Annotated in this window: 10 protein-coding genes; 1 reads left to right on the top strand and 9 read right to left on the bottom strand. The window is 63.2% G+C overall.

Annotated features, from left to right (window positions below; translation table 11 throughout):
* The coding region (locus I8J29_RS26430) for a phytanoyl-CoA dioxygenase family protein (RefSeq protein ID WP_208850356.1) at positions 1-960 on the bottom strand (960 nt) is incomplete at its 3' end.
* Positions 961-1,103: 143 nt separating this feature from the next.
* On the opposite strand from I8J29_RS26430, the gene I8J29_RS26425 reads away from it, so the two are divergent.
* Positions 1,104-1,970: a helix-turn-helix transcriptional regulator gene (locus I8J29_RS26425; protein ID WP_208850355.1), complete on the top strand. Its 867-nt coding sequence runs from the start codon at positions 1,104-1,106 to the stop codon at positions 1,968-1,970.
* A 194-nt stretch (positions 1,971-2,164) separates the two neighbouring features.
* Here I8J29_RS26425 and I8J29_RS26420 read toward each other — a convergent pair whose 3' ends face one another.
* The 8 genes from I8J29_RS26420 to I8J29_RS26385 form a co-directional block, all read right to left on the bottom strand.
* Complete coding sequence (locus tag I8J29_RS26420; RefSeq protein ID WP_208850354.1) at positions 2,165-2,905, bottom strand: ABC transporter permease; 741 nt, start codon at positions 2,903-2,905, stop codon at positions 2,165-2,167.
* On the bottom strand, positions 2,898-3,824 hold the full coding sequence (locus I8J29_RS26415; protein WP_208850353.1) for an ABC transporter ATP-binding protein: 927 nt from the start codon (positions 3,822-3,824) through the stop codon (positions 2,898-2,900). Before I8J29_RS26415 ends, I8J29_RS26420 begins: the two co-directional genes overlap by 8 nt.
* A gap of 36 nt (positions 3,825-3,860) precedes the next feature.
* Positions 3,861-4,712 (bottom strand): ABC transporter permease, encoded by an 852-nt coding sequence (locus I8J29_RS26410; protein WP_208850352.1) that lies wholly within the window; start codon positions 4,710-4,712, stop codon positions 3,861-3,863.
* Positions 4,709-5,704, bottom strand: coding sequence for an ABC transporter ATP-binding protein (locus I8J29_RS26405; protein WP_208850351.1), 996 nt, complete (start codon positions 5,702-5,704; stop codon positions 4,709-4,711). The genes I8J29_RS26410 and I8J29_RS26405 overlap by 4 nt, the downstream gene beginning before the upstream one ends.
* Positions 5,701-6,879: a hypothetical protein gene (locus tag I8J29_RS26400; RefSeq protein WP_208850350.1), complete on the bottom strand. Its 1,179-nt coding sequence runs from the start codon at positions 6,877-6,879 to the stop codon at positions 5,701-5,703. The genes I8J29_RS26405 and I8J29_RS26400 overlap by 4 nt, the downstream gene beginning before the upstream one ends.
* The gene (locus I8J29_RS26395; protein WP_090644951.1) at positions 6,876-7,394 is read right to left on the bottom strand and encodes a sigma-70 family RNA polymerase sigma factor; all 519 of its coding nucleotides are present in this window, start codon (positions 7,392-7,394) and stop codon (positions 6,876-6,878) included. The genes I8J29_RS26400 and I8J29_RS26395 overlap by 4 nt, the downstream gene beginning before the upstream one ends.
* Positions 7,395-7,584: 190 nt before the next feature.
* Complete coding sequence (locus I8J29_RS26390) at positions 7,585-9,228, bottom strand: ABC transporter substrate-binding protein (RefSeq protein ID WP_208850349.1); 1,644 nt, start codon at positions 9,226-9,228, stop codon at positions 7,585-7,587.
* Positions 9,229-9,369: 141 nt separating this feature from the next.
* On the bottom strand, positions 9,370-10,281 hold the full coding sequence (locus I8J29_RS26385) for a carbohydrate ABC transporter permease (protein ID WP_208850348.1): 912 nt from the start codon (positions 10,279-10,281) through the stop codon (positions 9,370-9,372).
* Positions 10,282-10,285 lie beyond the last annotated feature (4 nt).

Below are 10,285 nucleotides of genomic sequence, written 5' to 3'. Positions count from 1 at the left end.
CAGCTCGGCGGTTCCGGCCGCGCCGAGCCGGCCGAGCGCGTACGCCGCGTTCAGGCCGACGTCCTCGGCCGCGTCGCCGACCCGCTCGCCGAGCTTCGCGGCGCTGCCCGCGGCGGCTTCGCCGAGCTGGCCGAGCCGGTCCGCCGCCCGGGCGCGAACGGCCGCGTCCTCGGCCGACAGCCGCGCGTCCAGCTCGGCCGGCGACGCCTCGCCGAGCGTTCCGGCGGCAAAAGCGGCCTCCGACGCCCGCCCCTCGCTTCCGAGCAGCCAGCGCCAGACATCCTGCCATAGGTTCAGATGGCCGTCCGGCAGATCGGCCGGGAACGCCGGCGCGAAGTTCGCGTCGTGGTTCCAGCTCGGCGCGGCCGGCTCCCGCAAGCGGACGAATTGGAATTTCAGCATGTAGCGGTCGAGCTGCGACGTGTTGAGCGATGCTTTATGCCACAGGTCGAAGTGGACGAGCGCGATCGTGCCCGCCTTGCCCGCCGGCAGCACCGTTTCCCGGCCCGGGAACTTCTCGCCGTACTGCGAGCGCGGCATGATGGCGGTCGGGCCCATGTCCTCGGTAATGTCCTGCGTGTAGTAGAACAGCATGACCCACCACGGACGATGGCTGCGCATCGACGACCAGTAGCCGTCCTTATGCCATTGGCCGCCGCCCGGCGCCTGGTTGCCCGGCTGGTTGTAATGCATATGCCGGTGCGGATGCATATAATAGTCAGGTCCGAGCAGGCTCGTCAGCGCGCCTCGCACGACCGGCGTCTCGAAGAACTTGCCGATATCCGGCACGCGCGGCAAAATATTGTTCCCCGGATTGCCTTCCTCCCCTAGTACGTAATCGATCTGCCGCATGACGCCGTCGTGCAGCGCCTTCGGCAATTCGTTGCGCAGCACCAAGTACCCGTTGACGATAAACTCGGCCACCTGCGCGTCGTTCAGCAATACCATATCGTTCTCCATGCTTGTCAGCCCCTTTGGATCGTAGTGAATGTGCTATAGTGATACTGTATACGAACGCGCTCCGGATGTATTTAGCGCACAGTCAGCTTGTTGCACGATCGTCAGGCCAAATGACCGATGCCGCCAAGGAGGTCCGCCCCGCCATGGATTTCGCCCGCTTCCATCCCTACGTCTATTACGCGACGCGGTACGCGTTCTACCCCGGACAAGCCAGCCTGAACCGGCACTGCTATTCGGCATCGATCTATTTCGTGACTGAAGGCCGCGGCATATTCCGGCTCGACGGCCGCGAGTACGAGGCGCTGCCCGGCATGCTGGTCTACGCTGAGGCCGGCCGCCGCCACGACTGGGCCTCGAGCCGCGAAGCGCCGATGACGCACGCCTGCTGCTATTTCGACTGGCGTTACGTCGACCGGACCGCGGCGTTCCCGGACGCGGCCGGCCCGATCGCGTACGAAGCATCGTCCTTGCGGCGCGAGCTGGTCGGCGAACCGTTCCCGCATCCCATGCCGAGCGTCATGCAGGTCGGCGCCTCGCTCCGCGGCTGGATCGAGCTGCTGCAGCCCAGCTACACGCCGAACGAGCATACGACGGAACGGACGTTCATCCGCAGCCTGTCCGCCCAAAGCCACTTCATGCGGTTCATCGACCAATTCCTCAACTACGCGCTGCATGAAAACGACATTCCCGACCCGCGCGTCACGAAGCTGCTCGCGCGGATCGAAGAGGATCTCCTGAGCGGCCTGCGCGTGCCTCCGGAGACATACGCCGAAGGGCTGGGCTTAAGCCGCGGCTACTTCTTCGAGCTGTTCAAGCGGACGACAGGCGCGTCGCCGATTCATTACATGAACCGGTTTCTGATCAACCGGGCGAAGGACGATCTCCGTTCCTCGAACCTGACCGTCGCGCAAATCGCCGAGAAGTACGGCTTCAGCTCCGTCCATTACTTCTCCCGGCTGTTCCGCCGGCATGCGGGCAAATCGCCGCAAGCGTTCCGGCAGGAACGCTGACCGGCGCTCGCCGCCCGTCCCGAGACGACAAAAGAGCGCCGGGGCCATGGCCCTGACGCTCTTCTTCCTATCCATATTCCTATCCTTCTTCCTCTCCGTCTTCCTCTCCTTATTCCTCTCCTTATTCTTCGCGCGGCACGGCGCAGGGGACCTGCTGTCCGCGACCTTCCGCCAACTTCCATCCGCCGGGCGCCTTATCCGCTGTGCACGTCCGCCTTGCGGAAGTACGCGGCGATGAACAGCAGCGGCACGACGAACGCGATCGCGATCGTCGTATATCCGACCGCGGCCGAATTCATGCTCGGCGACAGGTTCGTCGTCAGGTTCAGCGTCGCGCTCCACGGATAATACATGATGTACTTGGACTGCATGATGGTCAGCTCCGAGATGACGGCGAAGATGCCGAGCCCCATCGCCGGAATGTAGCTGCGCCAGAGCAGGGCGACCGCCGCCGAGATTGGCGCCAGCGCGTACTGCAGGAGCAGCAGCAGGCCGTACTTGCCCGCTTCGTCCGCGAGGAACTTCATCGTCAGCGACGAAGCCGCGCCGTGGAAGACGAGCCCGGAGCCGAGCACGAGCACGAACGTCAGCAGCATGACGGCGAGCAGCACCGGGAACGCGATGATGAATTTGGCCGTCAGCACGGCAAGCCGCGAATGCGGTCCCGTCAGCATGTTGTTGACCGTCCGCTCCTGGAACTCGCGGGCGAACAAGTAGCCGACGAGCAGCGAGAAGAGGGCCGGGCACATGAGCATCGCCATGATTTGCAGCGGCGTCTCGAAGTAGTCTTTCCATTGGAACGGCTGGCCTTGGCCCGCGGCGTTCAGCTGGACGAGGAACATGAGCAGCGCCGGCAGCAGCGCGCCCAGCAGCACGAGCCACAGCATGCGCGACCGTTTCCATTTCAGCCATTCGCAAGCGATCAAATCAAGCATGCGCGGCACCTCCTTCCACCAGGCGCACGAAGTAGTCTTCGAGCGAATCCTTCATCGCGACCAGGCTGCTGACCTCGATGCCTTCGCGGACGAGCAGCCGGTTCATCTCGGACGGCTGCTTCCCTTCGTCGTAGACGCGCAGCCATCCGTCGTCCTCCAGCCGGCAGTCCCGGACGCCGAGCTCGTCGCGCAGCAGATCCTGCGACTTCGCGAAATCGTCGACCTGCAGGCCGATATATTGGCGATTCTTGTGCTTCAGCTCCTGCATCGTCGCTTCCTCGAGCATGACGCCGCGGTGGATGATGCCCACCTTCGTCGCCAGCTGCTCGACCTCGCTCAGGATATGGCTGGACACGAGAATCGTAATGTTCCGCTTCTGGGCCAGCTCCTGGATGAGCTGCCGCATCTCCTTGATCCCCATCGGATCGAGGCCGTTCGTCGGCTCGTCGAGGATGAGCAGCTCCGGCCGGTGAAGAATCGCCCGCGCGATGCCGAGCCGCTGCTTCATGCCGAGCGAGAAATTCGACGCTTTGCGGTTGCGCGCGTCCCACAGCCCCGTCGTGCGCAGCGAATCCTCCAGCGCGCCCTTGTCCTTGACGCCCATCAAGCGGCGGTGAATCTCCAAATTCTCGATCGCCGTCAGGTTGGGGTAGAAGCCGGGATATTCGATCACGGAGCCGACCTTGCGCAGCACCGCGTCCCCGCCTTTGCCGACCTCCTCCCCGAACAGCTTGACGGAGCCCGAGGACGGCCGGATCAGCCCCATCATCATGCGGATCGTCGTCGTCTTCCCCGCGCCGTTTTGTCCCAGGAAGCCATAAATGTCGCCGGGGTTCAGCCGCATGTCGACGCCGTCGACCGCCTTGACCCCTTTATAATGCTTGCATAAGCCTTGCACGTGCAAGATCGGTTGTGCCATTGTCGTTCGAACGCTCCTTCTCCCATGTTGATGCGATTATGCGATGTCCTTCCGCCTGAAAGCCCGGCAGCCGAGCGCCAACAGCGCCGCCCAGTACACGGCCGAATACGCGACGAACGCCGGACTCGGCGCGTTGGACGGCGAGAACGGTCCGAGCATGTTCAGCATGTCCGGCAGCAGCGGCACGTCGAGCCCCCCGATGATCTCGTACGTCAGCCGGTAAAACAGCGCGTTCGCCGGCATGAACATCGAGACGATGAGCGAGATGCTGCTGAGCGTCTCGTTCCCGCCGTTCAGGTTGAAGACGGATTCCGCGAAGTTCATGAACAAGCTAAGTCCGTACAGGATGGCGCAGGCCACGCCGTTGCCGAGCATCGGCAGGTACGCGGAGCCGAGCAGCGACAGCGCGAGCAGCAGCTGCGGCCCCCAGCAGAAAAGCAGCCAGGAGCGGAACAGGCTGCCGGCCTGCATCGGCACGTCGGCCATGAAGTGAACGGGCAGCAGAATGGCCAAGAATAGCACGGTGCAGTAGATGAAAATCCAGAACCCCATGCCGAAATATTTGCCGAGGTAAACCTTCCAGCGCGGAATCGGCCGCGCCAACACCGCCAGCATGAGCCCGTTCTCGATCTCGCCCGAAATCGTGCCCATCGTGGCGAAGAAGACGAGAAAGGCGACGATCATGCCCGCGAACAGCAGGCCGACCGCGAGCAGCGCGACGCCGTCGATCAGACTGGCAAAGGGCGGCCGCAGCCCGCTCGGTTCCGCGTGCGTCATTTTGTAGAGACCGAAGTTGAACATGCCGATGAACAGCAGGGTCAATACGCCGGTGACGAGCACGATTTTTTTGCGGAACAGCTCTTTCCCCGCGAACGCGATCCACATCATCGTTCCGCGCCCCCCTTCCCGCCGGATGCGTCGCCGGACGCGGCGGAACCGGTCGCGCCCGTCATCGACAGGAACCATTCCTCCAGCTTCCCTTGGACCGGCTTCACTTCGTACAGCGTCACGCCTTCTTCGATCAGCAGCCGGTTCAGGTGCCCGATCTGCTCGCGGTTATGCGCCGTTACGCGCAGGACTGCGCTGCCGTCCGCCTCCTGGCGGACGGCCGAGAGCGACATGCCGGGCAGCAGCCCCCGTCCGACCGCCTCCGCCAGCTCCGGCTGCCAGCCGCCGACCGTCGTCTCCCAGCTCGTGCCGGCGTGCAGCAGCTCCCGCATGGTGCCGACCGCCCGCAGCCGCCCGAGATGCAGGAACGCCACCTCGTCGCATACGGCTTCCACGTCCTCGAGCAAGTGCGTGTTCAGAAACACCGTCTTGCCTTCGGCGCGAAGCCGCTCCAGCAGCTGCCGCACCTCGTAGCGCCCGATCGGATCGAGCGCGGAGGACGGCTCGTCGAGAATGACGAGCTCCGGGTTCATCAGCAGCGCGCAGGCGAGGCCGAGCCGCTGCTGCATCCCCTTCGAATATTGGCGCACGCGGTCCTGGCCGCGCTTGCCGAGACCGGTCATGGCCAGCACGTCGCGAATGCGCGACGCCATCGCCGGCGAGCGGGTCTCCCCCAGCGTCTTGCCGTACAGCCCGGCGTGATAGCGCAGCACTTCCTCGCCCGTCAGCCAATCCTGGAAGCGGAAAAGCTCGGGTAAATACCCAAGCCCCCGCCGCGATTCCGGATGGCCGATCGGCTTGCCGAGCAGCGTGCCGCTGCCGGCGTCCGGCCGAAGCAGGCCGATGGCCATTTTTACGAACGTGCTCTTGCCGGCTCCGTTCGGACCGAGCAGACCGAAGATCTGCCCGGGTTTTATTTCCAAGGAAATATCGAGGCACCCGGTTCCGGCTGCGTATGTCTTGGTGAGTCCCCGCGTGACCAGCATCGTCATTTCATCAATCCTTTGGCTTCCTTCGTAAGGGCGTCCTCGGTCGGATAAGCGTCGGTCGAGCCGCCGAGCACGTACATCCAGTCGTTTTCGAGCCAGATCAGCATCCGCTCGTGGCCGTTCGTCGAGACGATGGCGTCATGGCCGCCGATGGTCACGGTGTGCAGCTTATCGCCCTCGCCTTCGATCGTCGGCACCGGCAGCGTCGTCCGCCAGTCGCCGATCGCGGCCAGCTTGGTCCGCAGGTCATCCGGCAGCACCGGCAGATCGAGCACCGCTTGGCGGATCCGGTCGACGTCGACGCCGCTCGGCACGTCCAGCGACGGGGACGGCAGCTGCATCAGATGCTTGGACGTATCGCCGGTCTTCGGATCGCGGATATCCATCGAGAAGCTGCCCGGCACCGTCAGCTTGATCGCCTCGTCGTCGATCGCGGCCGGGAATTCCGTCTTGCCGCCGAGCATCGCGATCAGCTTGTTGATTTCCTTCGGATGCAGCTTGAACGTGAGCTGCTGCTGCGGCATGTACGCGATCGCCTTCAGATCGGCCCCGGGCAGCTGCTTCAGCGGGCGTCCGGCGAGCGTCTCCGCTTCCGCCGCCCCGACGGCGCGCTGCTTCCCGTCGCCGCTATGCTCGATCTCGCCGTACCGGCTCATATCGAGCTGCTGCTTGCCGATCGTCCCGTTCTCCAGCGCGTCGCGGAAGCCGTCCAGATCCGCCTGGCTGAACGACACGGTCTCGAAATGCTGCACCCGGAACGTGTTCAGCATGCCCGCCATGACGTCCTGACCCCAGGACGTGAACAGCATCGTGCCCGCCACGACGACGGCCGCCGCGGCCGACAGCCATCTGCGCTTGGCCTGGCGCCGCTTCCGCGCGGCCATCGGCGCGAACGCGGCCTGCGCCCGCTCTCCTTGCGCATCCTCCAAGCCGAACGGCTCCGCGATTTCCCCGTTTGCCGGCAGGCTTCCCGTCGCATGTCCCTCATTCATCTTCATGGCCGGCGTCATGGCCGGCGTCATTTCCGGTTTCGTTTCCATCTCCGATCTCTCCCTCCATGTATCTGGTACAGGCTCATTCTTCACGGCCTTGAACAATCGGTTCAGCGCGTCTTCGATCTGTTCGTCCGTCACGTCGAGCTCGGGACCGCGCTTGTCCGCTTGCTTCCGTTCGTTCATGACTCCATGGCCTCCTCCGTCAGCAAATTTTTCTTCAGCCGCTTGGTCGCGCGCATCAGCAGCGTCCCGACGATCTTGGGGTTCACCTGCAGCGCTTCGGCGATCTCGGCGTGGCTGTAGCCTTTTTCCTTCATTAATAAGGCGTTGCGGTCGCGCTCGGACAGCTTGTTCAGCACATTGCGCACGACTTCCCGCTCCCAATTCTGAATGACGGCCGTTTCGTTCGACGGCACCGACCGCTCTTCGGACATCGCCTGCAGCTTCTCCGTCAAATTCGCTTCCCGGCCCGACTTGCGGTAATGGTCGTACACGATGCGGGTCAGCACGCGATGCAGCCAAGCGCCGGCGCGATCCAGGTCTTCCGGCGGATTGCGGTAGAGCCGCAGGAACACGTCCTGCGTCAAATCCTCGGCCGCGGCGCGGTCCCCGACGAGCAGGGTGATTTTCCGCAGCACCGACGGATAATGTTCCCGGAACAACGCCTGGAACTTCGCCGGCCCTTCCTCTTGCGGCATACGCTTATCGCCTCCTTCACTCTATAAGACGACGGATACGGGTTATCTATAGCATACCTCAATCAAGAAATTTCTGGTGCGGGATCCGATCGGCCTCCGACCCTGTCATTTGTCCGCCGGAACGCAAAAAAAGCCCGGCAGGGATCATGTCCCTGCCGGACCTCGGCCGCTGCCCGCGGCCTGCCTTGGATTAGCCTTGCTCCGACGCCTTGAACGCGTCGAGCTGCTTCTGGATTTCGTCCTTCACCTTGTCGTAGCCCGCCGCCTTCAGCTTGTCGCGCAGCGCTTGGACCGCCTTCTCCGGATCGCCCGCCTTGCCGAACAGAATGGCCGGCATTTGCTCGCCGACGACTTGGGAGATGGCCGTCATTTCGGCGTCGACGTTCGTTTTGTCGAAGACGAACTTGCCGTACGGGAACGGCTTCTTGATGCCGTCGTACTTCTTGTAGATATCGCCGATGCCGCTCCAGTCGGTGTCCGACGGAATTTCGTTCTTGTCGATGCGGCCGCCCCAGAAGTCGGTGTAGAAGCCGTCCTTCGCGTCGTCGTAGCCCGCCGGGCGCGTGCGGATGCCGTCTTTGATTTCGTACTGCACGCCTTCGAGCCCGTAATTGATCAGTTTGTACAGCTCCGGATCCTGGCGGATCAGGTCGTAAACCGTGAGCGCCCGCTCCGGATGCTTGCTGTGCGCGCCGATGGACGTGCCGCCGTGCGTGATCGGCATGGAGATCAGGTTGCCGCGCGTGTCGGAGTAGGAGAACATTTGCAGCTCGGACCCCGGCTGCTGCTTATCCATCTCGACGCGGAGCCCTTTGAACGTCTGCGTATGGTGCGCGTCCGTGCCCGTTTGACCGGCCTTCAGCTCCGTGCGCGTGTCGCCCTTGTAGTTCAGCACGTCCTCGCGCCAGTAGCCGGCGTCGCCCCACTGCTTCATCAGCTTGGCGAAATCGATGAACTTGTCGTTGAAGATCGGGCTGTCGACGGTGTAGCGCTCGTCATAGGACTTGCCGTAGAACACGCCGGCGTAACCGGTCGAGATCGGCAGCTCGATATTGTCGGTATACGCCGTCGCGAAGCCGTTATACAGCGTGCCGTTCGTGCCGTTCGCGTCCCAAGGAATGACGTCCTTCATGTTGTCCTTGATGCCTTGGAAGTATTTTCCCAACGTCTCGAAATCGGTGATCGGCTGCGTGATGCCGAACTGCTTCGCCCAATCGCCGCGGTAATAGATGCCGTGGTTAACCCACTGCGTGTAGTGGTCTTCCGGAATGAGGACGATATCGTCCTTGAACTTGCTTTGATCCCAATCCTCCTGCGGAATTTCCGCGTACGTGAGCGGCGCGTACTTCTCGAGCAGGTCGTTCAGCGGCAGGAACGCGCCGCGCTGCGCGTTGCCCCACGTGTCGAGCCAGTCGGTGCCGATCGTAATCAGGTCGAGCGGCTCGCCGGACGCGAGCAGCAGGTTGTATTTCGTCTGCCAGTCGGCCCATTCCACCCACTTGAACTGCAGCTCGGCGTTGACCTTCTGCTTCAGAATGGCGTTGACCTTCTCCATGACCTTCTCCAGCTGGCCGTTCTTCGGCTTGTCGCCGAGCACGACGTACGTGATCGTTTCGAACTTGCTCGTGTCGATGCCGCCGGCGTCGCCGCCCGCATTGCCGCTGCCTGCATTGCCGCTGCCTGCATTGCCTCCGTCGCCGCCCGCGTTCCCGCCGCTGCCCGCGTCCGCCGAGTTTCCGGAGCCGCCGTTGTTGCCGTTGCCTCCGCAAGCCGCCAATCCGAGCACCAGGATGAGCGCCAATACGAGTCCTGCCCATTTCTTCGCGTGTCTCATTCTTTCTAGCCTCCCCATGGAATGGTATGACATGGATACTGCGCCGTTCGCGGACGAGGGCCGTTCGCGTGCCGGCTATGGAACAGGTCGGCGCGAAGCGCGCTTCCCTGCGGCCATTCTTTGCGCATGATCGCGGTCGGCTTACCCTTTCACGGCGCCGACGGTGATCCCTTGGATGAAGTACCGCTGCACGAACGGATAGAACAGGATGACCGGCCCGGTGGCGACGACGGCGGTGGCCATTTTCATCGATTCCAGCGGCATGTCGCGCAGGGGCACGTTGGACGCCGCGGAGGAGTTGCGGATGAAGTCCGCGCTCGTGATGACGTTGTACAGGAACAGCTGCAGCGGCCGGTACTTCATGTCCGGCGACAGGAACAGCATCGCGTTGTACCATTCGTTCCAATAACCGAGGGCGATGAAGAGGCCGATCGTGGCCAGCGCGGGCGTCGCCATCGGCAGGATGAGGCGCAGGAAGATCGTGAAGTCGCCGGCGCCGTCGATCTTGGCGGATTCCGTGATCGCATGCGGGATCGACTTCGTGAAGCTCTTCATCATGATGATGAGGAACGGGCTCATGAGCCCCGGCAGCAGCACCGCCAAGTAGTTGTCCCCGAGGCCGAGGTACTGCTTGACGAGCAGGTAGAACGGCACGATGCCGCCCGAGAACAGCGTCGTGAAGTAAATGAAAAACGAGATCGCGTTGCGCTGCTGGAAGTCCGGCCGCTGCAGGGCGTAGCCGGTCATCGCGACCAGGAACAGGCCGACCGCCGTGCCGACGATCGTGATGAAGATCGTGACGCCGTAGGCGCCGAGGATGAGATCGGGATTCTCGAAGACGATTTTGTACGCGAACGTCGAGAATTCCCGCGGCCAAATATTGAAGCCGTGCTTCGCGATCGTGCCTTCGTTCGTGAAGGAAGTGCCGAGCACGAGCAGAAACGGCAGCAGGCAGCATAGGGCGAACAGCCCGATGAAAGCGTAACCAAAACCTCTGACGAACAAGGACGTCGCATCGCTTCGGATGCGTCGGCGCGCTGCATCAGCTTGCATGATT

The organism is Paenibacillus artemisiicola (assembly GCF_017652985.1).
Lineage (GTDB): Bacteria > Bacillota > Bacilli > Paenibacillales > Paenibacillaceae > Paenibacillus_Z > Paenibacillus_Z artemisiicola.
This window is presented reverse-complemented; position numbering and strand designations above follow the sequence as displayed.

Excerpts from the sequence above, each read along its gene's own strand:
- I8J29_RS26395 (WP_090644951.1), bottom strand. The coding sequence starts at position 7,394 with ATGCCGCAAGAGGAAGGGCCGGCGAAGTTCCAGGCGTTGTTCCGGGAA.
- I8J29_RS26425 (WP_208850355.1), top strand. The coding sequence starts at position 1,104 with ATGGATTTCGCCCGCTTCCATCCCTACGTCTATTACGCGACGCGGTAC.
- I8J29_RS26390 (WP_208850349.1), bottom strand. The coding sequence starts at position 9,228 with ATGAGACACGCGAAGAAATGGGCAGGACTCGTATTGGCGCTCATCCTG.
- I8J29_RS26400 (WP_208850350.1), bottom strand. The coding sequence starts at position 6,879 with ATGAACGAACGGAAGCAAGCGGACAAGCGCGGTCCCGAGCTCGACGTG.
- I8J29_RS26410 (WP_208850352.1), bottom strand. The coding sequence starts at position 4,712 with ATGATGTGGATCGCGTTCGCGGGGAAAGAGCTGTTCCGCAAAAAAATC.
- I8J29_RS26415 (WP_208850353.1), bottom strand. The coding sequence starts at position 3,824 with ATGGCACAACCGATCTTGCACGTGCAAGGCTTATGCAAGCATTATAAA.
- I8J29_RS26405 (WP_208850351.1), bottom strand. The coding sequence starts at position 5,704 with ATGACGATGCTGGTCACGCGGGGACTCACCAAGACATACGCAGCCGGA.
- I8J29_RS26420 (WP_208850354.1), bottom strand. The coding sequence starts at position 2,905 with ATGCTTGATTTGATCGCTTGCGAATGGCTGAAATGGAAACGGTCGCGC.
- I8J29_RS26385 (WP_208850348.1), bottom strand. The coding sequence starts at position 10,281 with ATGCAAGCTGATGCAGCGCGCCGACGCATCCGAAGCGATGCGACGTCC.